The following is a 26221-nucleotide window of genomic DNA, read 5'->3' as shown; positions in this document are numbered from 1 at the left end:
CGCCTCGGCGTCACAGCCCCGCGAGATACTCCGGGACCTCGGTGCCGGGCTCCAGGTCGCCGTCGGCCACCGGGGTGCCGTAGCTCCTCAGCAGCGGGACCACGCCGGCCCAGTGGGGGAGGGCCAGGTCCTCGGGCTCGTCGTTGACACCGCCGGTGCGGAGCTTCGCGGAGACCTCGTCGAGGTCGAGGCGGATGACGGCGGTGGCGGCCAGCTCCTTCTTGTTGGCGGGGCGGGAGTCGGCCGCACGCCCGGGGACCACGTGGTCGACCAGGGCGTCGAGGGCGAGGCGCTTCTCCTCGGGGTCCGTGACGTCGTACGCGAGTCCGTGCACCACCACGGACCGGTAGTTGATCGAGTGGTGGAAGGCCGAGCGGGCCAGGATCAGCGCGTCGACATGCGTGACCGTCAGGCACACCGGCAGCCCGGGGTCCGCCTGGCCGGTCATCCGCAGCGGGCGCGAGCCGGTCGAGCCGTGCACGTAGAGCCGCTCGCCCACCCGGCCGTACAGCGTGGGCAGCACCACCGGGGCGCCGTCCCGGACGAAGCCGAGGTGGCAGACGTATCCCTCGTCGAGTATCGAGTGCACCAGTTCCCGGTCGTACGAGGCGCGGCCCGGGGAGCGTGTCGGGACGGTGCGGTCGGTCGGGGCGTAGGCGGTCGGCTCCGGTGTGGTCGCGGTGGTCCCCTGCATTGCGCTCTCCATTGCACTAGTGCATAATCTGCTTTGTGCTAGGAGAATATCGGATCGAAGGCCGACGCGCAGCAGAGATTGCGGCCAGCGTCGAGCGCGCGGTGGGTGCCGGAGAGCTGAAACCAGGTCAACTGCTTCCTCCTATGCGGGAGTTGGCGGCCGCGTTGAGCGTGAATCCCAACACGGTCGCCGCCGCGTACCGCACCCTGCGCGAGCGCGGGGTCATCGAGACCGCCGGGCGCAGGGGCAGCCGGGTCCGGCCGAAACCGGCGACCACGGGCCGCGAGTACATCCGGGTGGAGGTACCGGAGGGCGTGCGGGACGTGGCGAACGGCAACCCCGACCCGGCACTGCTGCCCCCGCTGGCGCCGGCCTTCGCGGCGGCCGCCGAACAGGGCGACCGGGAGGCGGTGCTGTACGGCGAGGCGACCGTCGAACCGGAGCTGGCCCGGCTTGCGCGAGAGGCGCTGGACGCGGACGGTGTCCCGGCCGGCCCGCTTGCCGTCGCCTCCGGTGCCCTGGACGTGATCGAGCGCGTCCTGACCGCCCATCTCAAGCCGGGCGACACGGTCGCCGTGGAGGACCCGGGCTGGGGCAGCCTCCTGGACCTGGTTCCGGCGCTGGGCCTGCGGGTCGCCCCGGTGGGCGTCGACGACGAGGGGCCGTGCCCCGAGGACGTGCGCGGCGCCCTGGAGTCCGGCGCCCGAGCCCTGATCGTCACCGACCGCGCCCAGAACCCGACCGGCGCCTCGGTGACCGCCACGCGCGCGCGTGCCCTGCGCGCGGTCCTCGAGGACCACCCCGGCACCCTCCTCGTCGAGGACGACCACGGCCACGGCATCGTCGACCTCCCGCTGCACCCCCTGGCCGGAGCCACCCGCCACTGGGCCTTCGTCCGCTCGGTGGCCAAGGGCTACGGCCCCGATCTGCGCCTGGCCGTCCTCACCGGTGACGAGGTCACGGTCGACCGCGTCCACGGCCGCCACCGCCTGGGCCCCGGCTGGGTCAGCCGCATCACCCAGCGGGCGGTGGTGCGCCTGTGGGCGGAAGGCGTCCTGGACACGGCGGAGGTGGCGGCGGTGTACCGCGAGCGCCGCGACCGGCTGATCGGCGCGCTGGCGGAACGCGGGGTGGAGGCTCACGGCCGCAGTGGCCTGAACGTATGGATCCCGGTCCCCGACGAGACGGGCGCCGTCGCCCGCCTGCTCCACGCGGGCTGGGCGGTGGCCCCGGGCGCCCGCTTCAGGATGAGCGCCCCCCAGGGAATCAGGGTGACGGTGGCCGCCTTGGCGGTGGAAGAGGCGACGGACCTGGCGGACGCGATCGCAAAGGCGCTCGGTCCGGCGCCGGCCAGGAACCCGGCCAGGAACTACGTATGAGGGCGGGACGAGTTGCCGTCGGCGGTGCGGGGAGTCGCGCGACCAGCCGGCACGGACCCGCGGCCGCAGACGATCGCTACGCGCCCCCTCCTCGGGCGCCCCGCCGCGCCTGGGTGAGCGCGGCCCCCGCAAGCACGACCACCGCCCCCACCGGAGTGGACCAGCGCAACGACTCACCCAGCACCATGATCCCCGCCCCTGTGGCGATCACCGGAATGAAGTACGTGACCATCTGCGCGGTTGTCGGTCCCACCTCGGCGACCAGCCCGTACTGAAGGAGAAGGGCCACTCCGGTGCCGAGCGCGCCCAGCGCGGCGACGGCCAGCAGAGGCACTGCGGCGACATGCGTCGGTATCCCGCCGAACAGCACGGTGACGACCGCCAGTTGCACTGTGGCCAGCAACAACTGCGCCGCGGTCAGGGATATGTGCGAGTGCCCCACCCCTGCCAGGGTCCGGCGTACGTAGATCCACCCGATCGGATAGCTGAGCGAGGCCAGCAGCGCCATCGTCGTGCCGGTGAGGTCCAGCCCGCTGAACCCCTGCCACGCGCCGAGAACCGTCAGCACCCCCAGGAATCCGAGCCCGAGACCCGCGACACGCACACGCGTGGGCCGGTCCTCGGACAGGGCGACGAGGGACAGCAGCATCCCCCACAGCGGCGAGGTCGCGTTGCAGATCCCCGCGAGGGTGGACGGGATCGTCAGCTCGGCGTAGGCGAAGAGCGAGAACGGCAGCGCGTTCAGCAGCAGGGCGGCGACCGTCAGATGCCCCCACGTCCGCACCCCGCGAGGAAGCCGCTGCCGCTTCACCACCATCGCCGCCGCGAGCACCAGCGTCCCGAACAGCAGCCGCCCGAGCGTCACCTGGAACGGGGTGTACCCGTCGGTGCCGACCTTGATGAGCAGAAAGCTGAACCCCCAGATCAGCGCGAGCACGCCGAAGCGCAGACGCCAGTCGAGGGCGGGGCGGAGGGAGGCCCGAACCGGGGCTTCGGTGACGGTCGCGGTGGTCATGGCGACCACGATCCGGCACGCGATCTCGTAGCACAAGCGAGTTTTTCATCGAGATATCTCGTAGTATTGCTTACATGTTGAACCTGGAGCGCCTGCGCACCCTCGACGCCCTCGCCCGGCACGGCTCGGTCAGCGGCGCCGCCGAGGGCCTGCACATCACGACCTCGGCCGTCTCGCAGCAGATGTCCAAGCTGGAGCGCGAGGTCGGCCAGCAGCTCCTCGCCAAGAACGGCCGGGGGGTGCGGCTCACCGACGCCGGCCGGCTGCTCGCCGACCACGCGGCCCGCATCCTGTCCCAGGTCGAGCTCGCCCAGTCCGACCTGGAGGCCCAACGCGGCCAGGTGGTGGGGGAGTTGCGGCTCGCCGCGTTCCCGACGGCGGCGCGGGGGCTGTTCCCGGCCGCGATCGCCTCCCTGCGTTCGGCGCATCCGGGCCTGCGGATCGGCTCGCGCGAGATGGAGCCGGAAGCCGCGGTCCACGCCGTGATCGGCGGCGACTACGACCTCGCGGTCGTCCTGGACTGGTACAACAAGCCGCTGCCCATGCCCGACGGGCTGGTGAAGGCCTCGATCGTCGACGACACGGCCGACGTGGCGATGCCCGCGACCCACCGCCACGCCCAGCGCGGCGAGGTCGACCTGGAGGACTTCGCCGACGACGACTGGGTCACCTGGGGCGAGGGCGAGTTCTGCCACGAGTGGCTGATGCACACGCTGCGCTCCAAGGGCGTCGAACCGCGCGTGGCGCACCGCGCGGAGGAACACCCGACCCAACTCGCCCTGGTCGGCGCAGGACTCGGCGTGTGCGTGGCGCCCCGGCTCGGGCGAGGACCGGTCCCGCGGAGCGTGCGGACCGTGCCCGTACGGCAGTCGGTCAGCCGGCACATCTACGCCGTGTGGCGCGCGGACGCCGACCGCCGCCCGTCGATCCGGGCAGCGGTGGAGGCGCTGAAGTCGGCGGCGGGACAGGCCGTTTGAGCCTGACGCCCGTGCGCCACGGCGAAACCGGCCCGAGCCCGGGCCGTGGCCGGGCGCTCAAGTCGGCCGCGGAGCAAGCAGTTTGAGCGTGGGCCTGCGCCCCGAGGCGGGGCGAGCCCGCGGCAGGGCCTCCGGCGAGGTGACGGCCCTCGCCGGTCGGTGTCGTCCGCCGGACAGGTCTACGCCGAGCCCAGCTTGCGGAAGTCCCAGGAGACGATCTTCTCGGGGGTCAGCCGTATCCACGCGTGCCGCCCGTCGTGCGGCATCTCCTCCAGGCGGAAGTTCTTGCGGGCGAACAGCGTCTCGGGGACGTCGAGTTCGGCACACAGCTCGCCGGTGCGCGGGGCCTCGCCCACGAAGTCCACGGTCCCGGACAGCTCGACGCCCTGCAGTTCGTCGTACTCCTCACCCGTGTCGACCACGATGGCGACCCGTGGATCGCGGCGCAGGTCCGTCCAGCGCTTGCTGCGCACGACGGAGTACAGCCACATCGACGTGCCGTCCCAGGCGAACCAGAGTGTGCTCACGTGCGGCGCGCCGTCGGTGGAGACCGTGGCGACCCGGCAGGTGCGCTGGCTCGTCAGGAACTCGTCCAGCTCGCCCGGCGTCATCATGATCTTCCGGCCCCGGCGCTGAGTGACGGTCATGCATCCCCCTCTTTCTCCCACGTCGTGTCAGAGGAGAGATCCTCTGACATCACGTCAGAAAAGGATGGGTCGTCTTCCGTCCCCACGCAATGGTGGCTACTGTCACGGCCTTTGGACCATGGGCGACGAGGGGGAACCGTGGCGTCGTACGAACGACTCAGCGCACTGCTCGATCCCGAGGGCACCGTCCTGCTCACCGTCGAGTGCCAGCAGGGCGTCGTCGGACCGGAGAGCGCCCTGCCCGAACTCGCCCGCGCCGCCCGGACCTCGGGCGCTCTCGCCAACGTCGCCCGGCTGGTCGGGGCCGCCCACGAGAGCGGGGTCCAGGTGATCCACGCGATCGCCGAACGCCGTCCGGACGGGCGCGGCGCGAACCGCAACGCCCGTCTCTTCCGCGCCGCCGAGCGCCTGCCCGTCCAACAGCTGTCCGGGACCACCGCGGTGCGGGTCGCGGCCCCGATCGAGGTGGGCGAGGAGGACTTCGTCGTACGACGGCTGCACGGCCTGTCGCCGATCCAGGGCACCGAGGTCGACGCGCTGCTGCGCAACCTCGGCTGCCGCACCCTGGTGGTGACCGGGGTGTCCGCCAACGTGGCCGTGCCCAACGCCGTCTTCGACGCGGTGAACCGCGGCTACACCGCCGTGGTGGTGACGGACGCCATCGCCGGGGTGCCCTCCGACTACACCCCGGCGATGATCCGTCACACGCTCGCCCTCGTCGCCACCCTCGCGGCCACGGACGAGGTACTGGCCTGCCTCAACCGGCCCCGCGGCGTCTGACATCTCATGCGAGCGTGATCGAGTCGCCGCTGACGGTGATTTTCTCCTCGGGCAGCGGCTGGGTCGCCGGCCCCTTCTTCACGCTGCCGTCGGCCACCGAGAACTCGCTCTTGTGGCACGGACAGGTGATGACCCCGTCGGTGATCCCCGTCACCGCGCACCCCTGGTGGGTGCACTTCGACGAGAACGCCTTGAACTGGCCCGCCGTGGGCTGGGTGACCACCACGCCCGAGTCCTTGAAGATCTTGCCGCCGCCCTCGGGGATGTCCGACGTCTTCGCGAGGACACTGCCGGCGGCGGCCGTGTCGGACGAGGAGGAGGGATCGTCCTCCGAGCCGCACGCGTTCAGGGTGAGGGCGAGTCCTGCCGCGCCGACCGCCGCCACGACGACCCGGCGACTGGGGGCCGATGCGGGATGAATCGATTCGCTGGCCATGCTGCGTCCCCTTCCACGGAATCTTCGAACTGCCCTCAGGTACGGCCCCGGAGTGCCTGTTGTTCAGACACCCCCCAGTAACCTGGGGCGATGCTCAAGGAAGCCATCGCGACCCGCTACATCACGCCCCTGCGTGAGGGCGGCTCGCTGCCGGGGCTTGTCGAGGCCGACGACCGCGGGACGTACGTCATCAAGTTCACCGGCGCCGGGCAGGGCCGTAAGACGCTGGTCGCCGAGGTGGTGGCCGGGGAGCTGGCCCGCCGGCTGGGCTTCCGGGTGCCCCGGCTCCTGACCCTCGACCTCGACCCGGACCTGGGACTCGGCGAGCCCGACGAGCGGGTGCAGGAGCTGCTGAGGTCCAGTGGCGGCACCAACCTCGGCATGGACTTCCTCTCCGGGGCGCTCGGCTTCGACCCGCTCGCCTTCCGGGTGGACCCGGAGGAGGCCGGCCGGATCGTGTGGTTCGACGCGCTGGTCAACAACGTCGACCGCTCCTGGCGCAACCCCAACCTGCTGTGGTGGCGGCGCGAGGTGTGGCTCATCGACCACGGCGCCACCATGATCTGGCACCACAACTGGCCCGGCGCCGAGAAGTCCGCCGCCCGCCCCTACGACGCCTCGGACCACGTCCTGAAGCCCTTCGCCCCGGACGTCGCCGCGGCCGCCGCCGACCTCGCCCCCCAGGTCACCGAGGACCTGCTGGCCGAGGTCACCGCCGAGATCCCGGACGCCTGGCTGGCGGACGAGCCCGGCTTCGACACCCCGGACGAGCTGAGAAGGGCGTACGCCCGGCCCCTGCTCCTGAGGGCCGCCGCAGTCCACGACCGCATCACGGGAATCGAGGGGGACAGGTGAGCGAGCGCCATATCCACATGGCCGGCAGCGTGGTCGAACGCCATGTCATCAGAGGCGGACGCAGCAGTGAGCGGGACGTCTTCGAGTACGTCCTGCTGCGGGTCGTGCCCCGGATCGAGCGCGGCGAGTGCATCAACGCCGGAGTGCTCGTGTACTGCCGGGCCAAGGCCTACGTCGGCGTGCGCACCCACCTCGACGAGGCCCGCCTCAGGGCGCTCGACCCGGACGCGGACGTGGCCGGCGTACGGGCCGCGCTCCAGGCCGTCGAAGGGGTCTGCGCCGGGGGTGCGGGGGCAGGACCGGCCGCGCACGACGACGCCGGACGGCGCTTCCGCTGGCTGGTCGCGCCCCGCTCCACCGTCGTCCAGCCGGGTCCCGTCCACACCGGGCTGACCACCGATCCGGCCGCCGAACCGGAGCGTCTGCTCGACCTGCTGGTCAGGTAATGGATCACACCGCGCTCGTGTGGCGTTGACACCGCGTGCCATGCCTTCTAGCGTCTCGTCTGCCGAAGGTACTAAGCGGTCGCTCACTGGACGGGCGGCACACTCTCAGGTCGATTTCCCAGGTCGTTTCGCAAGGTCGCATTCTCAAGGGCGAGGAGAACCAGCAATGTCCACCACTGAGCAGCGGGTAGCCGTGGTCACGGGTGCCGCGCGCGGCATCGGCGCCGCCACCGCCGTACGACTGGCGGCCGAGGGCCGCGCGGTCGCCGTGATCGATCTCGACGAGGCCGCCTGCAAGGACACCGTGGAGAAGATCACCGCGGCCGGCGGCCGGGCGATCGCGGTCGGCGCGGACGTCTCCGACGAGGCACAGGTCCAGGCCGCCATCGCGCGCGTGGCCGAGGAGCTCGGCGCGCCGACCATCCTCGTGAACAACGCGGGCGTGCTCCGCGACAACCTGCTGTTCAAGATGAGCGTCTCCGACTGGGACACCGTCCTGAACGTGCACCTCAGGGGCTCGTTCCTGGTGACCAAGGCCATCCAGAAGCACATGGTGGACGCGGGCTTCGGCCGGATCGTCAACCTGTCGTCGTCCTCGGCGCTCGGCAACCGCGGCCAGGCCAACTACTCCGCCGCCAAGGCGGGTCTCCAGGGCTTCACCAAGACCCTCGCCATCGAGCTCGGCAAGTTCGGCATCACCGCCAACGCCGTCGCCCCCGGCTTCATCGCCACCGACATGACCGCCGCCACCGCCGAGCGCGTCGGCATGGGCTTCGAGGAGTTCAAGGCCGCCGCCGCCACCCAGATCCCGGTCGCGCGCGTGGGTGAGCCCGAGGACATCGCCAACGCCATCGCCTTCTTCACCGGCGAGGCGGCCGGATTCGTCTCCGGCCAGGTGCTGTACGTCGCCGGCGGACCGCTCGACTAGGGAAACGGGACCATGACTTCGCAACTCCCCGAGCTTTCGGGCAAGGTCGCGCTCATCACGGGCGCCAGCCGCGGTATCGGCTACGGCGTCGCCGAGGCGCTCGTCGCACGGGGCGACCGGGTGGTCATCACCGGCCGCACCGAGGACGCGCTCAAGGAGGCCGTCGAGCAGCTCGGCTCCGAACGCGCCGTCTACGTCGCCGGCAAGGCGCACGACGAGGAGCACCAGCGGGTCGCCGTCGAGCGCGCCATGGACGCCTTCGGCCGCGTCGACTACCTGATCAACAACGCCGGTACCAACCCGGTGTTCGGGCCCATCGCCGACCTGGACCTGAACGTGGCCCGCAAGGTCTTCGAGACCAACGTGATCTCCGCGCTCGGCTTCGCGCAGCGGACCTGGCACGCCTGGCAGAAGGACAACGGCGGCGCGATCGTCAACATCGCCTCCGTCGCGGGCATCGCGCCCTCGCCCTTCATCGCCGCCTACGGCGTCAGCAAGGCCGCGCTGATCAACCTCACCCAGCAGCTCGCGCACGAGTTCGCGCCGGGCGTGCGGGTCAACGCGATCGCCCCCGCGGTGGTCAAGACCAAGTTCGCGTCGGCCCTGTACGAGGGCCGGGAGGCGGAGGCGGCGGCGTCCTACCCGCTGGCCCGGCTCGGGGTGCCCTCCGACATCGGCGGCGCCGCGGCCTTCCTCACCTCGGCGCAGTCCGACTGGGTCACCGGCCAGACGCTCGTCGTCGACGGCGGCATCTTCCTCAACGCCGGCGTGGGCTGATCCTCGCCGTCTCGGCACGGGCGCCCGTTGACAGTGGCGGCGCCCGTGTCGAGACACAAAAGCCTCACAGGGTATTTACAGGGTCATCACCGGCGTGCCGGCCAAGCCTCCTGTGAGCAGGGCGGTTGAGTGTGCGTGGCGCTGCGGTATGTTTTGCCGACTCTCGGCACGGCATTTCGAGGAGCGAGCGCGTGTTCATGCGGAACCGGTACCTGCCGCCATTCGCGGCCCTCGTGTCCCTTTCCACGGTGGCCGGATGTGGTGTGTTCTCCTCGGACTCCTCCGACGACGGCAAGGCGATCGTCGTGGGGACCACCAGCGCCCCGGCCACCCTGGACCCCGCGGCCTCCTGGGACAACTCCTGGGAGCTGTTCCGCAACGTCTACCAGACGCTCCTGAACTACTCGCCCGGTGCCTCCGACCCCGAACCCGACGCCGCCGAGCACTGCGAGTTCACCGATACGTCGAGCACCGTGTACAGCTGCACGCTGCGCGACGGCCTGAAGTTCTCCAACGGGCACACGCTGGACGCCAAGGCCGTCAAGTACTCGTTCGACCGGATCAAGAAGATCAACGTCAACGGCGGCCCCGCCGGCCTGCTCGGAACGCTCTCCCGGGTGCAGACCAAGGGCGACCGCGAGATCGTCTTCCATCTCAGCCAGCCCGACGCCACCTTCCCCCTGGTGCTCACCACGCCCGCCATGTCGATCGTGGACCCCGAGGAGTACTCCGCGACCTCGATCCGCAAGGACGGGAAGATCAGCGGCTCGGGGCCCTACCGCCTGGACTCCTACCAGGAGGGCCAGAAGGCCGAGCTCGTCCGCAACGACAACTACAAGGGCATAGCGGACCTCAAGAACAAGGCCGTCACCATCCGCTACTTCCCGCAGTCGGCCGAGATGGTCAAGGCCCTCAAGGACAAGGAGATCTCGGTCGTCTACCGGGGGCTCGGCGCCTCCGACGTCGTGGACATCGAGGTCAACCAGCAGAAGGAGGGGCTCCAGCTCATCGAGAACCCCACCACCGAGATCAGCTACCTGGTGTTCAACCCCCGCGACCCGTGGTCCGCGAAGCCCGCGGTCCGCAAGGCCGTCGCCCAGATCGTCGACCGCCCGGCGCTCGTGCACTACGTCTACAAGGACACCGTCGAGCCGCTGTACTCCATGGTCCCCGCCGGACTCACCGGCCACACCACGAGCTTCTTCGACGACTTCGGCGACCCGAGCGTGGCGAAGGCCAAGAAGCTCCTCAAGGATGCCGGGATCACCGAGCGCGTCCCGCTGACCCTCTGGTACACCAGCGACCGCTACGGCTCGACGACCAAGCCCGCCTTCCAGGAGCTGAAGAAGCAGCTGGAGGCCTCCGGCCTGTTCACCATCACCCTCAAGAGCCGCCCGTGGAAGACCTACGTCGAGGGCTACCAGAAGGGCGAGTACCCGGTGTTCGGGCGCGGCTGGTTCCCCGACTTCCACGACGCCGACAACTTCATCGCGCCCTTCGTGGGCAAGCAGAACGCCCTCGGCACCCCCTACGACGCCCCCGAGATCACCGGCAAGCTCCTGCCGGAGTCCCGTGCGGAGAGCGACCGCGGGGCCGTGGGGCCGCAGATCGAGGAAGCCCAGCAGGTCTTCGTGAACGACGCACGGCTGGTGCCTTTGTGGCAGGGCAAGCAGTACGTGGCCGGGAGCGAGGAGATCGCCGGTCTCGAGAAGGTCATCGACCCGGCGACCATGATGACGATGTGGGAGCTGTACTGGAAGACCAGCTGGTAGGTCCCGCTCGCGGCGGCGATTGTCAGTGGGCGCCTGTAGGTTCTGAAGCCTGCAAGTGACCGCACATCGTGAGGAATTGACGTGACCGACACCGCCATGCTGCCCGAGTCCTGGCGCGAGGTTCTGGGCGACGAGCTGCAGCAGCCGTACTTCAAGGAGCTGACGGAGTTCGTCGAGGACGAGCGGGCGAGGGGTCCCGTCTACCCGCCGCGCGAGGAGGTCTTCGCCGCGCTCGACGCGACGCCGTACGACCAGGTGAAGGTCCTGATCCTCGGCCAGGACCCGTACCACGGCGAGGGACAGGGACACGGCCTGTGCTTCTCGGTCCGCCCGGGCGTCAAGACCCCGCCCTCCCTCCGGAACATCTACAAGGAGATGAAGGAGGAGCTGGGTCTGGAGATCCCGGACAACGGCTACCTCATGCCGTGGGCCCAGCAGGGCGTCCTGCTGCTGAACGCGGTGCTCACGGTCCGCTCCGGCGAGGCCAACTCCCACAAGGGCAAGGGCTGGGAGCAGTTCACCGACGCGGTGATCCGCGCGGTGGCCGAGCGGCCCGACCCGGCGGTCTTCGTGCTGTGGGGCAACTACGCGCAGAAGAAGCTCCCCCTGATCGACGAGAGCCGGCACGTGGTGGTCAAGGGCGCACACCCCTCCCCGCTGTCGGCGAAGAAGTTCTTCGGCTCCCGCCCGTTCACGCAGATCAACGAGGCGGTCGCCCGGCAGGGCCACGAGCCGATCGACTGGACGATCCCGAACCTCGGCTGAGCCGCCCACCGGGCGGGCCGGTACGGCGGGGCATCGGCCCGGTCCCGCGCGAATCCACGACGGGGGCCCGCCGGCGGCGGGTCCGGGATCGCCGTGGGCAGGGGCCGACCCGTCGAGGGATCCGTAGCGGCTCGGGGGGCGCTTTCCGGTCCGCGGGGTGTGTGGTCCGGTGGGGGAGCCGCGAGATGGAGAGGGCGGTGGACGGGACCCGTCGGCGGGGCCGGGAAGCGCCCTGGGTACGGGCCGGGCGGCCAGTGCCGGTTGCGGGAGCGGTTTCCCGTCTGCGGGGTGCCGGCGGATCCGGGATCGTCGTGAGCACGACGCGGCCCGCCGAGGGGGCCGTGCCGGTTCCGGGAGTCAGTTCCCGTCTGCGGGGTGCGTGTGGTCCGGTGGGGGAGCCGGGGACGGAGACCCGTCGGCGGGACCGGGTACTGAGTACGGGCCGGGCGGTCAGCTCCGGGAGTGGTTCCGGTCCGCGAGGCGAGGGGGACCCCGTCGGGCAGCTGCAGAGCGGGAACGCGGCTACCGCCGTGCCGGCGCAGGCACCCGACGACGCCGCTGATGGGCGTACCGGGCCACGCGCCGCCGACGTGATCCGCCGGACAGGCCCTAGCGTCGGGAGGGACAGTGACGACAGCCGACGACGGCCCGGAGGACGCTTTGACGGAGCGACAGGAGCAGACGGTGCCGGATGCCGTGATGACACGGATCGGGCAGGCCGTCATGCTGTGCCACGCGGGGGACCGCGAGGAGGCCCGGCACCGCTTCCTGGCGCTGTGGGCGGAGATCGGCGAGGACGGCGACCCGCTGCACCGCTGCACCCTGGCCCACTACATGGCCGACGCCCAGGACGACCCCTGCGACGAACTCGCCTGGGACCTCAGGGCGCTGACCGCCGCCGAGGAGCTCACCGACGACCGGCTCGCCCGGCACGAGGGCACGCTCGCCGTGCGCGCCCTGTATCCCTCGCTGCACCTCAACCTGGCCGCCGACTATGTACGGCTCGCCCGCACCGACGCCGCCCGCACCCATCTGCGCCGGGCCCGCAGGGCGGCGGACGCCCTGGGGGAGGACGCCTACAGCAACGGTGTGCGGGCGGCGATCAGCAGGCTGGAGCTCCGGCTGGGCGAAGGAGGAGCCGGCGGCGACGCGGGGTGGGGGCCGCCACGGCAGCGCCCCTGAGCCCCGGGTGTCTCACCGCCCGTAGGTCTGGTCGCAGATGACCGACTCGGGGCTGCCCTCCTGCCAGCGGCCGTACTTCCTGCCCAGGGCGCAGACGTCCTTCGGGCCCTTGGGAACAGCCTTGGGGACCGACTTGGCCACGTCCGGGATCTCGACGCGCGGCTGCCGGTGGTGCGGGACATCAGGGTGCCGCGGCTCCGGATGCGCCGGGCGCGCGAGGCGTTCCGGGCGGGCCGGTCGCGGGTGGGCCGGATGCTGGTCCCCCGGCCGCTCGGGGACCGCCGCGGTCCCCGAGGCCCGGTCACGGGGCGCGGTCCCACCCGGCTTCGAGGAGGGGGACGGATCGATCATGGACAGCGCCTCCTGGGCCGGGGCCTGCACGATCTGCGGCTCCGCCTGACCGTCCGGACGGGTGTCACCCGGTCCCGGCGGCCGCGACGGAGCCGTCGTCGGCGGCGGCCCGGACACGGGTGGACGCTGGATCGTGACACAGCCGGTGAGGGCCGAGACAGCCACGGTGACCAGGAGCGTTGCGGTAGTCGTGGTTCGATGCACCCGCGCCACTCTGCTGGTTGGGGCGACCTCGGCGACAGCGGACGGGCGGAGGTTGCCCCGCACGGGTGATCTCCGTCCCCGTACGGCGTGATCATGCCTCCCGGTGCTGACGTCAGTCGCCGGTGCCGCCGTCGATGCGTTCGCGGATCAGGTCGGCGTGGCCGTTGTGGCGGGCGTACTCCTCGATCATGTGGGTGTAGAGCCAGCGCAGGTTGAACCGCTCACCGGTCCTGCGGTGCTTGCCCACGGTGATGTCGTCCAGACCGAAGCGGGCCGCGTTCTCCCGGCTCCTGTCGATCTCGGCCTGCCAGGTGCCGTACGCCTCCTCCCAGGTGTCGGCCTCGGTGAGACGGAAGTCGCCGTCCGGGTCGTCCTCGCTGTAGTAGATCGGCCCGGCGTCCTCGTCGGCGAGGCCCCGGCGGAACCAGCTGCGCTCCACCTCGGCCATGTGCCGCACCAGGCCCATCAGGGAGAGCATGGACGGTTCCACGGAGGCGGTCCTGAGCTGTGCGTCGGTCAGGCCCTCGCACTTCCAGGCGAGGGTCTGCCGGTGGTACTCCAGCCAGCCCTCCAGCATGGTGCGTTCGTCGGCGGTGGTCGCGGGTTCGGCTCGCTGCGTCGTCATGTCCGCATCCTTACCCACCGCACCCCTCGCCACCAGCGCATTCCCGGCCGCCGGCCGGGGTCCGGCGCGGCCGCCGTATGCTTCGGGCAACGCCCGGGAGACAACCGTCGGAGGAGTCCACGTGAAGGTCGGCTGCATCGGACTCGGTGACATCGCGCAGAAGGCGTACCTGCCGGTGCTCGGCACCCTTCCCGACGTCGAACTGCATGTGCAGACGCGGACGCCGGCGACACTGGCCCGGGTCGCCGACCGTCTCCGCCTTCCCGAGGGACAACGGCACCAGGATCTCGACTCGCTGCTCGCCCAGGGCCTCGACGCCGCGTTCGTGCACGCGCCGACGAACGTGCACCCTGGGATCGTCTCGCGGCTGCTGGAGGCGGGCGTACCGACGTACGTCGACAAGCCGCTCGCCTACGAACTCGCCGACTCCGAACGGCTGGTGGTGCTCGCGGAACAGCGGAACGTGAGCCTGGCGGTCGGCTTCAACCGACGGTTCGCCCCCGGGTACACGCAGTGCGCCGAGCATCCGCGCGAGCTGATCATCATGCAGAAGAACCGGATCGGGCTCCCCGAGGAGCCGCGCGCGATGATCCTCGACGACTTCATCCACGTCGTCGACACCCTCAGGTTCCTGGTGCCGGGGCCGGTCGACGACGTGACGGTACGCGCGCGCGTGGCGGACGGCCTGCTGCACCATGTCGTGGTCCAGCTCGCCGGCGACGGCTTCACCGCGCTCGGGGTGATGAACCGGCTCAGCGGCTCGGCCGAGGAGATCCTGGAGGTGTCCGGGCAGGACACCAAGCGGCAGGTGCTCAACCTCGCCGAGGTCGTCGACCACAAGGGCCAGCCGACGGTGCGGCGGCGGGGCGACTGGGTGCCGGTGGCCCGGCAGCGCGGCATCGAGCAGGCGGTGCTCTCCTTCCTCGACGCCGTGCGCGCGGGGAAGGTGCTCAGCGCCCGGGACGCGCTGGCGACCCATGAGCTGTGCGAGCGGGTGGTACGAGCGGTTCAGGAGCGGACCGCCTGAACCGCCGGCCCACCTGGACTGCGCACCACGCGGCGAGGATCACCAGGGCCGCGTGCAGGGGCCAGTCGCCGAAGCGGACGTACGGCGTCGTGCCGGTCGTCAGCGGTACGTCGTACACCCGCGAGGTGCTGGCATCGGTGCCGACCCACTGGCCGACCCGCTGTCCGCTCGCGTCGTACACGGCGGAGACGCCGGTCAGGGTCGAGTGCACCATCGGGCGGCCCGACTCGGCGGCGCGCAGGGCGGCCAGCGAGGCGTGCTGCTCGGGGGCCCAGCTGTTCTGGAAGGACGAGGTCGCCGACTGGGCGATCAGCACCTGGGCGCCGTCCTCCGCGAGATGACGGCTCATGTCGGGGAACGCCGACTCGAAGCACACCATCGGGCCGACCTTCAGCCCGTGGCCGACGTCCATCACGACCTGCTCGGAACCGTGCCTGCGGTTCTCGGCGGCCGCCTTGCCGACCGAGGTGACCCAGCCCAGCAGCGAGCGGGCCGGGATGTACTCGCCGAAGGGGACCAGGCGCATCTTGTCGTAGCGGTCGCCGGTGAGTCCGCCGGGGCCGACGAGCACCGAACTCTTGTAGATACCGGGCTTGTCGGAGCGGCGGGCGTCCACGTTGACCAGGATGTCGGCGCCGGTCTCCTCGGAGAGCGCCGCGATCCGCTGCGCCAGGTCGGGCCGGTCCCCGAGGTCGAAGCCGACACTGCTCTCACCCCAGACGATGAGGTCGACGTCCTGCCCGGCGAGATCGCGGGTCAGCTGCTCCTCGCGGGCGAAGCGCCGGTCGGGGCCCTCGATGACACCGGGCTGGACGACGGCGATCCGGGTGCTGCCCCCGGTGTCGGGACGCGGCGACCACATCCAGGCCGCCGAGGTCACGGCGGCGGTGGCGACCAGGCCCGCCACCGCGGGGACCCGGGACTCACGGACCGTCACCAGCACGGCGAACGCCACGTTGACGGCCACGATCAGGAAGCTGATCAGCCACACCCCGCCCACCGAGGCAAGCCGCAGCGCCGGTGCGACCTCCCACTGGCTGGCGCCGAGCACACCCCAGGGGCCGCCGAGCCCCTGCCAGGAGCGGACGAGCTCGATGCCGAGCCAGCCTGAGGGCAGTACGGCCAGGGCGGCGGCGATCCGGCCGCGCGAGGGGGACCCGGCCGTCCCGGCCGTGCCGGACAGGAAGTGGCGTACCAGCGCGCCCCATGGCGCCCACAGCGCGCCGAGCAGGGCGCCGATGACGAAGATGAACACACTCAGACTCGGCAGCAGCCAGTGGTGCATCCCCACCATGAACCCGAAACCGCCGGCCCAGCCGTCGTAGGCCGCCCGTTTCGCCGTGGGGGCCGAGCGGATCAGCGCGATCCAGGGGACGAGCGCGACGTAGGCGAACCACCACAGGGACGGTGCGGGGAACGCGAGGACGGGGAGGGCGCCTGCCAGCACGGCGAGGACCGAGCGCCGCCACGGGGAGGCGAGCCAGTGGCCGAACGAGTTCATACGGCGCCTCCTACCCCGTGCGGGTGTCCCATGTACGTGCGGTTGACCACCCGAGGGTGTCCGCTCAGTTGATCACAGGTGCGGGACGGGGGTCCGGCAGACGCCGCCACTTCTCCTGTACGACGACCTCGCTGAGCCGCCAGCCGTCGTCCGTGCGCAGCAGGGCGAAGGCGTAGCGGCCGCCGCAGACGAAGTCGGGGGCGGTGGAGGCGGCGCCGTCGCCGGCGAGACGCATGGGGTTGATGTAGTCGGCCCGGACGCGGGCGGTGTCGCCGGTGTCCTGGTCCAGAGTGCCGAACCGGACGCGGCGGTTGACGATCAGGTGCTGCCGCATCGAGAACAGCGTCAGGCTCTCCGCGAGCCATGCGGCGACCTGCCGCGCGTCCCCCTCGACCCCGCCGGCCGAGCGGTAGTCGGCCCGCCCGTCGCGGGTGAAGAGTCCCCGGTACGCCTCCCAGTCGCCGTCGTCCACGGCCATGGCGTAGTCGGTGACGAGTGCGTCCACGGCCAGCCGGTCCATCACGGTCGCGAGCTCCACACGCTGCGTCATCGGCTCAGTGTTGGGCATGGGGCGGGCCGAGCCAAGGGGCGTGCGGTGACATTCGGAGGGGGCGGGGTGGCGAGGGGGCCGGGGCGGAGGTGGTCAGTCGTCGGACAGCACGTCGACCGGCCAGGCGGCCGAGTGCGGGCCGAACCTGTTCTCGGCGGCGAGGGCGACCAGGCGGGCATTGCGCGCCTCGGCCTCGGGGCCGTCCGGCAGGTGGTAGTCCTGGCCCGCGCGGGCGGAACTGGCCTGCACGGACGTGGCCGCCGGGGCGCGTCTGCGCACGTACCGGTCCAGCGCTTCGGGCACCTCGTCCGGTGCCGCGCCGGTGAGGCAGTCGCCGAGCACGGCCGCGTCCATGATGGCCTGGGCCGCGCCCTGGGCCTGGAAGGGCACCATCGCGTGGGCGCTGTCGCCGAGCAGGGTGACCCGGCCGAGGTTCCAGCGGGTGAGCGGGGCGCGCGTGTGGATGCCGTAGCGGAAGACCTGGCCCGCGCGGTCGAGGAGGGTCAGCAGCCGGGGGTCCCAGCCTGCGAAGGTGCGCAATTGCTCGCCGGGTTCGGCCCGGGAGGTCCACGACTCCTGGGCCGGCTGGTCGGTCGCGAACACGGCGACGACGTTGAGGAGTTCGCCACGGCGCAGCCAGTAGTGGACGAGGTGCCGGCCCGGTCCGAGCCAGCCGGCGTACTCCGGGAGGTCCAGGTCGGCGACCTCGGCGGCCGGGAGCAGGGCGCGGTAGGCGGCGGTGTGCGAGAACACCGCCTCGTCCGCGCCGAAGAGCCACTGACGGGCGGCGGAGCGGATGCCGTCGGCGGCCACCACGAGGTCGGCGTCCAGGCGTTCGCCGCCCGCCGTGGTCACGTGGGCCGCCTTGTCGTCCTGGTCGATCCCCACGACGGCGGTGGCGAGGCGCAGTGCTTCGGGCGGTACGGCGTCGACCAGGGCTCGTTGGAGATCGGCCCGGTGGACCTGGAGGTACGGCGCCCCGAACTCCTCCTCCGCCTCACGGCCGATGACATAGCGACAGATCTCGGAGCCGTCGGACCAGGTGCGGAAGCTGATGTGGGCCGGGCGCGTGGAGTTCTCCGCGACGGCGTCGAGCAGGTCCAGACGACGCAGTACGCGGGTGGCGTTGGGGGCGAGCTGGATGCCGGCGCCGATCTCGGTGAGCCGCCGGGACTGCTCGACGAGGGTCACGTCATGGCCGGACCTGAGCAGGCTCAGCGTGGCGGTCAGTCCTCCGATGCCCGCGCCCACGACGATCGCTCTCATGGCATGACCTCGCTTCGAGGGACGCGCCTTCATCTTTTGTGGGGCTCAGGCCGCCTCGATCACGTCGCTGCGGATCGCGGCCGCCCATTCGACCACCAACAGCTCGTACTCCGCGCGCTCCTGTGACGACAGCGTGCCGCCGGCGCGCATCCAGAGGGCCCGGATCTGCTCGTTCACCTCGGCAGCAGACCGCACGGAACCAGGGGTCACGGAATCGGGGGACATGCGCACAAGCCTAGGCGCAAGCACTGACAGTGCGCTACCGGACGGCTACGCACAACGTATGTGATTGGTCACGGGTTTCGGGGCGAACGCCCCGTAAGGGTGCCGCCGTCAGTCGATCCGGACGACCACGCACTGTCCGCACCGCGCGGCCTCGCGGTGGAACTCCCGCATCGCGTCGAGGTGTTCCGCCAGGTGGGCGCGTACGTCACCGTCGAACCCCGGGTCGAACCCGCGGGCGACGGCCGCCCCGTCGGGGGAGGCCGGCAGGCCGGCGAGCAGGGTGCCGGTGTCGACGGCGTCGAGCCCGCGGGCGACGGCGGCCACGGCGCTGGGGGTGAGGAGCCGGGGCGGGGGCCCGAACCCGTCGTACACCTCGACGTGGTCGAGGAAGCCGACGTCGCCGTCCGGGTCGCCGGTGACCGCGCGGTCCAGCAGAGCCACCGAGCGGGGGGCGGCACCCGCGGCGCGGCAGTGCCGGATGAGGCCCCACACCGCCCCGCCCGTGTCCAGAAGGTCCTCGGCCGTTGCGTGAGGGCCGCGCGCGTCAGCCCGCCGACTCCGCCGCGTGGGGGCTCAGGGCGCCCATGCCGACCAGGGCGATGATGACGATGCCCAGGGCGATGCGGTACCAGACGAAGGGCATGAAGCTCTTGGTGGAGATGAACTTCATGAACCACGCGATCACTGCGTATCCCGAGCCGAACGCGATCACCGTGGCGAAGATCGTGGGACCCCACGACACATGGTCGCTCTCCATCGCGTCCTTCAGCTCGAAGAGGCCGGAGGCCAGGACGGCCGGGATGGCGAGGAGGAAGGAGTAGCGGGCCGCGGACTCGCGCTTGTAGCCCATGAAGAGGCCGCCGCTGATGGTGGCACCGGAGCGGGAGACGCCGGGGATGAGGGCCATGGACTGGCAGAGGCCGAAGATCAGGCCGTCCTTGACGCCGAGGTCCTCAAGTCCCTTGCGCTGCTTGGGTGCGCGATGCCGGCCGCCGGTCTCGTCGCGTGCCGCGAGGCGGTCGGCGACCCCGATCACGATGCCGACGACGATCAACATCGTGGCGGTGATGCGCAGATCGCGGAACGGCCCCTCGATCTGGTCCTTGAACAGCAGCCCCAGCACACCGATCGGGATCGAGCCGACGATCACCAGCCAGCCCATCTGGGCGTCGTGGTCGCGGCGCAGCTCCTTGTTCCCGAGGGAACGGGTCCAGGTCGACAGGATCCGCCCGATGTCCTTGCGGAAGTAGATCAGCACGGCGGCCTCGGTGCCGATCTGGGTGATCGCCGTGAACGCCGCCCCGGGGTCCTTCCAGCCCGAGAAGGCCGCGGTCAGACGCAGGTGCGCGCTGGAGGAGACGGGAAGGAACTCGGTCAGCCCCTGGACGAGTCCGAGGATGAGTGATTCGAACCAAGACATGAAGTTACGGCGTCCAAGTGCTGTTCGTGTGACGGGAGTCGGGCGCGTCGCATCACCGGGCGCGGTGATCGGGGTGCGAGTGGCAGCGTAGCGCCCCGCGCCGACGGCCCTGCCACAGGGGCGGTCAGGCGGCCGTCGGGCCCTTCACGGTCCAGCCCGGAGTCTGCGAATGGGACGTCAGGTCCTCGTGGGCCACCGTTCCGCCGCAGGCGGAGCAGGTGACGACCGGCAGCAGTTCGTTGCCGCAGCTGTGCTCGACGACCATGGGCCGGTCCTCGTTCTCGCGCAGATGCCGGTCGCCCCACGCCATGAGCGTCAGCAGCACCGGTTCCAGTTCGAGGCCCGCCTGGGTGGGCCGGTACTCGAAGCGCTGCGGCCGCTCGCTGTAGGCCCGCTTCGTGAGGATCCCGGCGTCGACGAGGCGGCGCAGCCGGGTGGCGAGGATGTCCCGCGGGGCGCCGATGTTGCGTACCAGCTGGTCGAAGCGGCGGTTGCCCAGGCAGACCTCCCGCAGTACGAGCAGGGAGTACTTCTCGCCGACGAGCGTCAGGGCGTCGGCGATCGAGCAGGGGCGCGGAGCTTTGGTGCCGGTCATGACTGCCAGTCTAAGTGAGGGTTGGAAATTCAAACTCACGGAGTTATGGTGAGTTTGAATTTCCTACTCACCGGTAGTTTCCCGCATTGATGGAGGCCCGCACCATGCGTGACGCAGTCATCGTCGAAGCCGTACGCACCCCCATAGGCAAGGGAAAGCCGAACGGCGCCCTCGCTCATGTGCACCCCGTCGAACTCCTCGCCCACACCCTGCGCACCCTCGTGGAGCGCTCCGGCGTCGACTCGGCGCTCATCGACGACGTCATCGGCGGCACCGTCGACCAGGTCGGCGAGCAGGCCATGAACACCACCCGCTACGCGGCCCTGTCCGCGGGCTTCCCGGAGACGGTCCCGGCGACCACCGTGGACCGCCAGTGCGGTTCCTCCCAGCAGGCCGTGCACTTCGCCGCGCAGGGTGTGATCGCGGGGGCGTACGACATCGTCGTGGCCTGCGGGGTCGAGTCGATGAGCCGGGTGCCGATGTGGTCGAACGTGCCCGAGGGCAAGGACCCCTTCGGCCCCGGGATCGCCGAACGCTACAAGGAGGGCCTGGTCCCGCAGGGCATCAGCGCCGAGCTCATCGCCGCCAAGTGGTCGATCTCGCGCGACCAGATGGACGCGTTCGCCGTCTCCTCGCACCAGAAGGCCGCGGCGGCCTGGGAGAAGGGCCTCTTCGACGCCGAGGTCGCGCCCCTGGAAGGCGTCTCGCGCGACGAGTGCGTACGCCCCGGCAGCACCCCCGAGATCCTCGGCGGCCTCAAGCCCGCCTACTACGACCCGAACTTCGCCGAACGCTTTCCGCAGATCGAGTGGAACGTCACGGCGGGCAACGCCAGCCCGATCAACGACGGCGCCTCCGCCGTCCTCATCATGTCGAGCGAGACGGCCGAACGCCTGGGCCTGCGCCCCCTGGCCCGCCTCCACAGCTTCGCCGTCACCGGCTCCGACCCCGTCCTCATGCTCACCGGGGTCATCCCGGCCACCGAGCAGGTCCTGCGCCGGGCCGGCCTCACCATCGAGGACATCGACCTCTTCGAGGTCAACGAGGCGTTCTCCAGCGTGGTCCTGGCCTGGCAGCAGGAGACGGGCGCCGACCCGGCCAAGGTCAACGTCCACGGCGGCGCGATCGCGCTCGGCCACCCCCTGGGCGCCAGCGGCACCCGCCTGACGACGACCTTGGTCCACGCGATGCGGGAACGCGGCGCCCGCTACGCCCTGCAGGCCATGTGCGAGGCGGGAGGGCTGGCCAACGCGATGATCCTGGAAAGGGTCTGACGGGACCCCGCAGGCCGTGTGCCCGACCGCACCCGGTCAGGCGCTCAACGGCCCCGCAGATGATGCCGCTTGCGCCACGCGACCACCGCCCCCGCCAGCCCCGGCAGGGCGATGGCGGCCATGGCGATCAGAAACGCCGGTGACGTGGGCGCGGACGCGCGCGCTCCGGCGACGACGTACGCGGCGGTGTTCGGTATCGATCCGAGCGCCGTCGCGACGAGGAACGGCACGTATCCCATACGGGACACGGCGGCGCAGTAGTTCGCCGCCCAGAACGGCACCCCCGGGAACAGCCGGGCCGCCAGCATCGAGCGGAACCCGTGCCGGCTCAACTGCCCGTCCGCCGCCTTCAGCCACCGGCCCCGCAGCAGCGGCCGCAGGGCGTCCTGCCCGAGCACCCGGCCCAGGCCGAAGGCGATCCCCGCCCCGAGCACCGTGCCGGCGAGCGCCGAGGCGAGCCCCAGTTGCGAGCCGAAGAGCGCGCCGGCGGCGAGATTCAGCAGCGGCCGTGGCACGAACGCCACGGTGCACAGCCCGTACGCGACCGCGAACACGACCGCGGCCGCGACCCCGCCGAGCTGGGGCGGCCAGCCGTCCGAGAGCAGTCTCTGCGGCTCGAAGAGCAGCACCGTGGACGCGGCGCCCGCGAGCAGCGCGAGGAGCAGGGAGAGCCGGGACCACGGCGACAGCAGCACTCTCGTGCAGCGGGCGGTGAGACCCACCGGAGCGGGGACGGGGAGAGCGAGCTCCGTGGCGATGGCCGGGGGAGTGGCCGTGGCGGTGCCCCCAGAGCGGGTGGTGGCATCGAGCATCCTGTGACGGTAACCGACGCGGATGGGTGATCGCCGTACGGATGCCGTCGGTTGTGCCGACAGGTGCCACCAAAAACCGTTCGACGTGGGACGACGCATCGGACATGATCTGCGTCATGTTCCGGTACGCCTTCGCTCTCGCAGCATCCGCAGTCGCGGATGCGCCGAAGGCTGCCGTTCCCGTTTTCCCGGCCGCCGCAGACGGCGCCCGAAGCTGACCCTTCCCGGACAGTCCGGCGGACCCCGCAGGGGGAGGGTCGGCAGGTCCTTGGGGTCCCCGTTCTTCCACGAACACGCAGAGGCTTCGAGGTACAGCCATGTCCAAGACCGCTTACGTGCGCACCAAGCCGCACCTGAACATCGGCACGATGGGCCACGTCGACCACGGCAAGACCACCCTGACCGCCGCCATCACCAAGGTCCTCGCCGAGCGCGGCAGCGGCACGTTCGTGCCGTTCGACCGCATCGACCGCGCCCCGGAGGAGGCCGCGCGCGGGATCACCATCAACATCGCGCACGTCGAGTACGAGACCGACACCCGGCACTACGCGCACGTGGACATGCCGGGCCACGCCGACTACGTCAAGAACATGGTCACCGGGGCCGCCCAGCTCGACGGGGCGATCCTCGTCGTCTCCGCGCTCGACGGGATCATGCCGCAGACCGCCGAACACGTGCTGCTCGCGCGGCAGGTGGGCGTCGACCACGTGGTGGTCGCCCTCAACAAGGCGGACGCGGCCGACGAGGAACTGGTCGAGCTCGTCGAGCTGGAGGTCCGTGAGCTGCTCACCGCGCACGGCTACGGCGGCGACGCCGTGCCCGTCGTACGGGTCTCCGGGCTCAAGGCCCTGGAGGGGGACCCGCGCTGGACGGCGTCGATCGAGGCGCTGCTCGACGCGGTGGACACGTACGTGCCCATCCCCGAGCGGTATCTGGACGCGCCGTTCCTGATGCCCGTCGAGAACGTGCTGACCATCACCGGCCGGGGCACCGTGGTGACCGGCGCGGTCGAGCGGGGCACCGTGCGGGTGGGGGACCGGGTCGAGGTGCTCGGGGCCGCCGTGGACACGGTGGTGACCGGTGTCGAGACCTTCGGCAAGCCGATGGAGGAGGCGCAGGCCGGGGACAACGTGGCGTTGCTGCTGCGGGGTGTTCCGCGCGACGCGGTCCGGCGCGGGCATGTCGTGGCCGCGCCCGGCAGTGTGGTGCCCGCTCGTCGCTTCATCGCGCAGGTGTATGTGCTGTCGGCGCGTGAGGGCGGGCGTACGACACCCGTCTCCACCGGGTACCGGCCGCAGTTCTACATCCGCACGGCGGACGTCGTGGGGGATGTCGACCTCGGTGAGGTCGCCGTGGCCCGGCCGGGGGAGAAGGTCGTCATGACCGTGGAGCTGGGTCGGGACGTGCCGCTCGAGGCCGGGCTCGGGTTCGCCATCCGTGAAGGTGGGCGGACTGTGGGGGCGGGCACGGTGACGGCCGTCGTCTGAGGGTGGTTGCGGTGTGTGGGGGACTGCGGGCCGGTCAGTGGCCGGTCCCGCGGTTCCCCGCGCCGGGCACAATGGGCGGGTGACCGAGTCCCTCCCCGTCGCCCGTGCCGTCGACCACGGGTTCGCCAAGCTGATGCCCGACGTCGACCGGGAGCGGGCCTGGTTGCTGACCGTGGACGGGGCTCCGCAGTCCTACGTCGATCTCGACGAGCCGACGCATCTCGAGTTCGAGTACGTCCGGCGGCTCGGGCATGTGCTGGACCTCGTCGCGGAGGCGGGGCGGGCGCCGGACGTGGTCCATCTCGGCGGGGGCGCCCTGACGTTGCCGCGGTATCTGGCGGCCACCCGGCCGGGGTCGCGGCAGGACGTCGTCGAGTTCGACCGGGGGCTGCTGGACCTGGTGGCCGAGCAGCTGCCGCTTCCGGACGGGGCGGGGATCGCGTTGCACGCGGCCGACGCGCGGGCGTGGCTGGAAAGCGCCCCGGCGGACTGCGCCGACGTGCTGGTGGCCGACGTCTTCGGCGGCTCGCGGGTCCCGGCGCATCTGACGTCCCGCGAGTACGCCCATGAGGCCGCGCGCGTACTCCGGAGCGACGGGGTCTACCTCGCCAATCTCGCCGACGCGGCGCCCTTTGACTTCCTGCGATCCCAACTCGCGAACTTCGCCGAGGTGTTCGACGAACTCGCCCTGATCGCCGAGCCCGGTGTGCTGCGCGGCCGGCGGTTCGGGAACGCGGTGCTCGTCGCCTCGGGCCGGCCTCTCGACACGGCCGCTCTGGCACGGCGTACGGCGGCCGACGCCTTCCCCGCGCGGGTGGAACACGGCGCCGGGCTGCGGAAGTTCATCGGCACGGCGCGACCGGTGCGGGACGAGGAGGCCGTTGCGTCACCCGAGCCCCCCGACGGGGCGTTCGGCATCGGCTGACTCGTCCGTGGTGACCTGGGCGGCGACCTGCCTGGTGCCCCGGCGCAGGTTGCGGACGTCCGGCACGCACAGAACGGCCGCCGTCACCGCCGCGATCAGGCCCGCACAGCCCCACAGGGCCGCGGCCCGCCCGAACGCCGACTCCACCGGTCCCGCCAGCGCCGCCGCGAGCGGCATGAGGGCGACCGAGCCGAACCAGTCGTAGGCCGAGACCCGGGAGAGCTTGTCCTCCGGTATCTCCTGGTGCAGGGCGGTCATCCAGGAGACGCCGAACACCTCGACGGTCGCACCGGCCACGAACATCGCCGCGCACAGGAGCGGCACCGACACCGGTACGGCGAGTGCGGCCGAGGGCAGGGCCATCGGGAACACGCACAGGATGCCCACGAACAGGAGGCGATCGGGCTTCCAGCGCGTCATGAGGAGAGCCCCTACGACCGTCCCCGCGCCGAAGAAGCCGAGGGCGACACCCCAGGGGCCGGCCCCGCCCAGGTCGTCCCGGGCGACGAGCGGGCCGTAGACCGCGTCGGCGGCGCCGAGGACCGCGTTGGCCACGGAGAACTGGACCACGATGCCCCACAGCCACGGCCTGCTCGCGACCTCGCGCCAGCCGTCGCGGAGGTCGGCGAGCATGCCGGCGCCCGGTTCGCGGGGCGGAATGTGACCGACGTCGAGGAAGGCGCGCAGCGAACCGGCGACCGCGAACGCCACGGCGTCCGCCGCGAGCACCCAGCCGGGGCCGATCGCGGCGACCATCGCACCGCCGAGCGCGGCCCCGCCCAGCGCCGCGCCCTGCATCGCCATCCGGAACACGGCGAAGGCCCGGCCGGCCTGTTCGCCGCTCACCGAGGACAGCAGCATGCCCTCGGCCGCGGGGCTGAAGAACGCGTGGCCCGTGCCGCCGAGCGCGGTCAGCAGCATCATCTGCCACAACCGGGGTTCGCCGGTCAGGACGAGGACGGCGAACGCGCCCTGGGAGACGAAGTTGAGGGTGTTCGCCGCGACCATCACCCGGTGCCGGGGCAGCCGGTCCGCCACCGCGCCGCCGATCAGCAGGAACACCACCAGTGGGAGTGTGCGGGCGGCGGCCACCAGGCCCACGTCGCCGCTGTCGCCGCCCGCCTCCAGTACGGCGAACGCGGCGGCGATCAGGGCGCCGTTGCTGCCGAGGTTCGTGACGAACGCGGCGGCGGTCAGCAGGCTGTAGTTGCGGCTCGCCCAGGCGGGCCTGCGGGCGCGGGAGGAGGTGGCGGTGGGGGTCACCGGCCGACTATCGCCGCAGGGGTGCCGTTCTGCCAAACCAGTT

General features: G+C 71.6%; 29 protein-coding genes. 14 read left to right on the top strand and 15 right to left on the bottom strand.

Annotated elements, in window-relative coordinates; genetic code table 11:
* Positions 1-10: 10 nt before the first annotated feature.
* Complete coding sequence (locus ACFYZ8_RS19375; RefSeq protein ID WP_388529644.1) at positions 11-694, bottom strand: pyridoxamine 5'-phosphate oxidase family protein; 684 nt, start codon at positions 692-694, stop codon at positions 11-13.
* 35 nt (positions 695-729) lie between these two features.
* Between ACFYZ8_RS19375 and ACFYZ8_RS19370 the strand changes: the two genes are divergently transcribed.
* Positions 730-2073, top strand: a complete 1344-nt coding sequence (locus ACFYZ8_RS19370; RefSeq protein WP_359032194.1) for an aminotransferase class I/II-fold pyridoxal phosphate-dependent enzyme — start codon at positions 730-732, stop codon at positions 2071-2073.
* Positions 2074-2149: 76 nt separating this feature from the next.
* Here the strand turns inward: ACFYZ8_RS19370 and ACFYZ8_RS19365 are convergent, their stop codons facing one another.
* Entirely contained in the window at positions 2150-3124 is a 975-nt protein-coding gene (locus ACFYZ8_RS19365) for a DMT family transporter (protein ID WP_388529647.1), read from the bottom strand.
* A 38-nt stretch (positions 3125-3162) separates the two neighbouring features.
* Here ACFYZ8_RS19365 and ACFYZ8_RS19360 point away from each other — a divergent pair, with 38 nt between their 5' ends.
* Positions 3163-4065 carry a LysR family transcriptional regulator gene (locus ACFYZ8_RS19360; protein WP_388529649.1) on the top strand — a complete coding sequence of 301 codons (903 nt, stop codon included), beginning with the start codon at positions 3163-3165 and terminating at the stop codon, positions 4063-4065.
* A 179-nt stretch (positions 4066-4244) separates the two neighbouring features.
* On the opposite strand, the gene ACFYZ8_RS19355 is transcribed toward ACFYZ8_RS19360, so the two are convergent.
* Positions 4245-4712 (bottom strand): pyridoxamine 5'-phosphate oxidase family protein, encoded by a 468-nt coding sequence (locus ACFYZ8_RS19355; protein WP_359032191.1) that lies wholly within the window; start codon positions 4710-4712, stop codon positions 4245-4247.
* A 138-nt stretch (positions 4713-4850) separates the two neighbouring features.
* On the opposite strand from ACFYZ8_RS19355, the gene ACFYZ8_RS19350 reads away from it, so the two are divergent.
* Positions 4851-5492, top strand: a complete 642-nt coding sequence (locus ACFYZ8_RS19350; protein WP_388529652.1) for a cysteine hydrolase family protein — start codon at positions 4851-4853, stop codon at positions 5490-5492.
* Between the two features lie 4 nt (positions 5493-5496).
* Here ACFYZ8_RS19350 and ACFYZ8_RS19345 read toward each other — a convergent pair whose 3' ends face one another.
* Complete coding sequence (locus ACFYZ8_RS19345) at positions 5497-5928, bottom strand: Rieske (2Fe-2S) protein (RefSeq protein WP_359032189.1); 432 nt, start codon at positions 5926-5928, stop codon at positions 5497-5499.
* Positions 5929-6018: 90 nt separating this feature from the next.
* On the opposite strand from ACFYZ8_RS19345, the gene ACFYZ8_RS19340 reads away from it, so the two are divergent.
* The 7 genes from ACFYZ8_RS19340 to ACFYZ8_RS19310 all read left to right on the top strand — a co-directional run bounded on the left by ACFYZ8_RS19340 (position 6019) and on the right by ACFYZ8_RS19310 (position 12653).
* A complete protein-coding gene (locus ACFYZ8_RS19340) occupies positions 6019-6783 on the top strand; it encodes a HipA family kinase (RefSeq protein ID WP_359032188.1) in 765 nt (254 codons plus the stop codon).
* Positions 6780-7229, top strand: coding sequence for a DUF3037 domain-containing protein (locus ACFYZ8_RS19335; protein ID WP_359032187.1), 450 nt, complete (start codon positions 6780-6782; stop codon positions 7227-7229). Before ACFYZ8_RS19340 ends, ACFYZ8_RS19335 begins: the two co-directional genes overlap by 4 nt.
* Positions 7230-7395: 166 nt before the next feature.
* Positions 7396-8157 carry a 3-oxoacyl-ACP reductase FabG gene (gene fabG / locus ACFYZ8_RS19330; RefSeq protein WP_359032186.1) on the top strand — a complete coding sequence of 254 codons (762 nt, stop codon included), beginning with the start codon at positions 7396-7398 and terminating at the stop codon, positions 8155-8157.
* Between the two features lie 12 nt (positions 8158-8169).
* Positions 8170-8934, top strand: a complete 765-nt coding sequence (locus tag ACFYZ8_RS19325; RefSeq protein ID WP_359032185.1) for an SDR family oxidoreductase — start codon at positions 8170-8172, stop codon at positions 8932-8934.
* A gap of 191 nt (positions 8935-9125) precedes the next feature.
* Positions 9126-10706 carry an ABC transporter substrate-binding protein gene (locus ACFYZ8_RS19320; RefSeq protein ID WP_359032184.1) on the top strand — a complete coding sequence of 527 codons (1581 nt, stop codon included), beginning with the start codon at positions 9126-9128 and terminating at the stop codon, positions 10704-10706.
* Positions 10707-10787: 81 nt separating this feature from the next.
* Positions 10788-11471 (top strand): uracil-DNA glycosylase, encoded by a 684-nt coding sequence (locus ACFYZ8_RS19315; protein ID WP_388529657.1) that lies wholly within the window; start codon positions 10788-10790, stop codon positions 11469-11471.
* A 660-nt stretch (positions 11472-12131) separates the two neighbouring features.
* Positions 12132-12653, top strand: a complete 522-nt coding sequence (locus ACFYZ8_RS19310; protein ID WP_388532047.1) for a hypothetical protein — start codon at positions 12132-12134, stop codon at positions 12651-12653.
* A gap of 12 nt (positions 12654-12665) precedes the next feature.
* Here the strand turns inward: ACFYZ8_RS19310 and ACFYZ8_RS19305 are convergent, their stop codons facing one another.
* Positions 12666-13121 (bottom strand): hypothetical protein, encoded by a 456-nt coding sequence (locus ACFYZ8_RS19305; protein WP_388529660.1) that lies wholly within the window; start codon positions 13119-13121, stop codon positions 12666-12668.
* Positions 13122-13320: 199 nt separating this feature from the next.
* Positions 13321-13833, bottom strand: a complete 513-nt coding sequence (locus ACFYZ8_RS19300; RefSeq protein WP_388529663.1) for a DinB family protein — start codon at positions 13831-13833, stop codon at positions 13321-13323.
* Positions 13834-13954: 121 nt separating this feature from the next.
* On the opposite strand from ACFYZ8_RS19300, the gene ACFYZ8_RS19295 reads away from it, so the two are divergent.
* Positions 13955-14860, top strand: a complete 906-nt coding sequence (locus ACFYZ8_RS19295) for a Gfo/Idh/MocA family oxidoreductase (protein WP_359032180.1) — start codon at positions 13955-13957, stop codon at positions 14858-14860.
* Here the strand turns inward: ACFYZ8_RS19295 and lnt are convergent.
* The 7 genes from lnt to ACFYZ8_RS19260 all read right to left on the bottom strand — a co-directional run bounded on the left by lnt (position 14784) and on the right by ACFYZ8_RS19260 (position 20417).
* Positions 14784-16361, bottom strand: a complete 1578-nt coding sequence (gene lnt, locus ACFYZ8_RS19290) for an apolipoprotein N-acyltransferase (RefSeq protein ID WP_388529666.1) — start codon at positions 16359-16361, stop codon at positions 14784-14786. The two genes, ACFYZ8_RS19295 and lnt, sit on opposite strands and share 77 nt — an antisense overlap.
* Positions 16362-16425: 64 nt before the next feature.
* Entirely contained in the window at positions 16426-16911 is a 486-nt protein-coding gene (locus ACFYZ8_RS19285) for a nuclear transport factor 2 family protein (protein ID WP_388529669.1), read from the bottom strand.
* A gap of 93 nt (positions 16912-17004) precedes the next feature.
* The gene (locus ACFYZ8_RS19280) at positions 17005-18177 is read right to left on the bottom strand and encodes an FAD-dependent monooxygenase (RefSeq protein ID WP_388529671.1); all 1173 of its coding nucleotides are present in this window, start codon (positions 18175-18177) and stop codon (positions 17005-17007) included.
* Between the two features lie 45 nt (positions 18178-18222).
* The gene (locus ACFYZ8_RS19275) at positions 18223-18402 is read right to left on the bottom strand and encodes a hypothetical protein (protein WP_356597463.1); all 180 of its coding nucleotides are present in this window, start codon (positions 18400-18402) and stop codon (positions 18223-18225) included.
* A gap of 108 nt (positions 18403-18510) precedes the next feature.
* Positions 18511-18843, bottom strand: coding sequence for a hypothetical protein (locus ACFYZ8_RS19270; RefSeq protein WP_388529674.1), 333 nt, complete (start codon positions 18841-18843; stop codon positions 18511-18513).
* Positions 18844-18946: 103 nt separating this feature from the next.
* On the bottom strand, positions 18947-19822 hold the full coding sequence (locus ACFYZ8_RS19265; RefSeq protein WP_359032175.1) for an undecaprenyl-diphosphate phosphatase: 876 nt from the start codon (positions 19820-19822) through the stop codon (positions 18947-18949).
* A 124-nt stretch (positions 19823-19946) separates the two neighbouring features.
* A complete protein-coding gene (locus ACFYZ8_RS19260; protein WP_388529677.1) occupies positions 19947-20417 on the bottom strand; it encodes a winged helix-turn-helix transcriptional regulator in 471 nt (156 codons plus the stop codon).
* 104 nt (positions 20418-20521) lie between these two features.
* Between ACFYZ8_RS19260 and ACFYZ8_RS19255 the strand changes: the two genes are divergently transcribed.
* Positions 20522-21691 carry a thiolase family protein gene (locus ACFYZ8_RS19255; protein ID WP_388529679.1) on the top strand — a complete coding sequence of 390 codons (1170 nt, stop codon included), beginning with the start codon at positions 20522-20524 and terminating at the stop codon, positions 21689-21691.
* A 44-nt stretch (positions 21692-21735) separates the two neighbouring features.
* Here ACFYZ8_RS19255 and ACFYZ8_RS19250 read toward each other — a convergent pair whose 3' ends face one another.
* Positions 21736-22503: a TVP38/TMEM64 family protein gene (locus ACFYZ8_RS19250; protein ID WP_388529682.1), complete on the bottom strand. Its 768-nt coding sequence runs from the start codon at positions 22501-22503 to the stop codon at positions 21736-21738.
* A 317-nt stretch (positions 22504-22820) separates the two neighbouring features.
* On the opposite strand from ACFYZ8_RS19250, the gene tuf reads away from it, so the two are divergent.
* Both tuf and ACFYZ8_RS19240 read left to right on the top strand, forming a co-directional pair.
* Entirely contained in the window at positions 22821-23990 is a 1170-nt protein-coding gene (gene tuf / locus ACFYZ8_RS19245; RefSeq protein ID WP_359032171.1) for an elongation factor Tu, read from the top strand.
* Between the two features lie 79 nt (positions 23991-24069).
* Positions 24070-24915: a fused MFS/spermidine synthase gene (locus tag ACFYZ8_RS19240; protein WP_359032170.1), complete on the top strand. Its 846-nt coding sequence runs from the start codon at positions 24070-24072 to the stop codon at positions 24913-24915.
* Here the strand turns inward: ACFYZ8_RS19240 and ACFYZ8_RS19235 are convergent.
* Positions 24877-26178 (bottom strand): MFS transporter, encoded by a 1302-nt coding sequence (locus ACFYZ8_RS19235; protein WP_359032169.1) that lies wholly within the window; start codon positions 26176-26178, stop codon positions 24877-24879. The genes ACFYZ8_RS19240 and ACFYZ8_RS19235 overlap by 39 nt on opposite strands.
* Positions 26179-26221: the final 43 nt, after the last annotated feature.

It is taken from the genome of Streptomyces sp. NPDC001668, from assembly GCF_042893155.1.
In the GTDB taxonomy this organism is placed as follows: domain Bacteria; phylum Actinomycetota; class Actinomycetes; order Streptomycetales; family Streptomycetaceae; genus Streptomyces.
The sequence above is the reverse complement of the archived record's forward strand: the minus strand, read 5'-3'. Positions and strand labels throughout refer to the sequence as shown.

What these genes read in the sequence shown, in the direction of transcription:
- ACFYZ8_RS19375 (WP_388529644.1), bottom strand. Translation starts at nt 694, where the DNA reads ATGCAGGGGACCACCGCGACCACACCGGAGCCGACCGCCTACGCCCCG.
- ACFYZ8_RS19360 (WP_388529649.1), top strand. Translation starts at nt 3,163, where the DNA reads ATGTTGAACCTGGAGCGCCTGCGCACCCTCGACGCCCTCGCCCGGCAC.
- ACFYZ8_RS19355 (WP_359032191.1), bottom strand. Translation starts at nt 4,712, where the DNA reads ATGACCGTCACTCAGCGCCGGGGCCGGAAGATCATGATGACGCCGGGC.
- ACFYZ8_RS19345 (WP_359032189.1), bottom strand. Translation starts at nt 5,928, where the DNA reads ATGGCCAGCGAATCGATTCATCCCGCATCGGCCCCCAGTCGCCGGGTC.
- ACFYZ8_RS19340 (WP_359032188.1), top strand. Translation starts at nt 6,019, where the DNA reads ATGCTCAAGGAAGCCATCGCGACCCGCTACATCACGCCCCTGCGTGAG.
- fabG (WP_359032186.1), top strand. Translation starts at nt 7,396, where the DNA reads ATGTCCACCACTGAGCAGCGGGTAGCCGTGGTCACGGGTGCCGCGCGC.
- ACFYZ8_RS19325 (WP_359032185.1), top strand. Translation starts at nt 8,170, where the DNA reads ATGACTTCGCAACTCCCCGAGCTTTCGGGCAAGGTCGCGCTCATCACG.
- ACFYZ8_RS19300 (WP_388529663.1), bottom strand. Translation starts at nt 13,833, where the DNA reads ATGACGACGCAGCGAGCCGAACCCGCGACCACCGCCGACGAACGCACC.
- lnt (WP_388529666.1), bottom strand. Translation starts at nt 16,361, where the DNA reads ATGAACTCGTTCGGCCACTGGCTCGCCTCCCCGTGGCGGCGCTCGGTC.
- ACFYZ8_RS19285 (WP_388529669.1), bottom strand. Translation starts at nt 16,911, where the DNA reads ATGACGCAGCGTGTGGAGCTCGCGACCGTGATGGACCGGCTGGCCGTG.
- ACFYZ8_RS19280 (WP_388529671.1), bottom strand. Translation starts at nt 18,177, where the DNA reads ATGAGAGCGATCGTCGTGGGCGCGGGCATCGGAGGACTGACCGCCACG.
- ACFYZ8_RS19275 (WP_356597463.1), bottom strand. Translation starts at nt 18,402, where the DNA reads ATGTCCCCCGATTCCGTGACCCCTGGTTCCGTGCGGTCTGCTGCCGAG.
- ACFYZ8_RS19265 (WP_359032175.1), bottom strand. Translation starts at nt 19,822, where the DNA reads ATGTCTTGGTTCGAATCACTCATCCTCGGACTCGTCCAGGGGCTGACC.
- ACFYZ8_RS19260 (WP_388529677.1), bottom strand. Translation starts at nt 20,417, where the DNA reads ATGACCGGCACCAAAGCTCCGCGCCCCTGCTCGATCGCCGACGCCCTG.
- ACFYZ8_RS19255 (WP_388529679.1), top strand. Translation starts at nt 20,522, where the DNA reads ATGCGTGACGCAGTCATCGTCGAAGCCGTACGCACCCCCATAGGCAAG.
- ACFYZ8_RS19250 (WP_388529682.1), bottom strand. Translation starts at nt 22,503, where the DNA reads ATGCTCGATGCCACCACCCGCTCTGGGGGCACCGCCACGGCCACTCCC.
- tuf (WP_359032171.1), top strand. Translation starts at nt 22,821, where the DNA reads ATGTCCAAGACCGCTTACGTGCGCACCAAGCCGCACCTGAACATCGGC.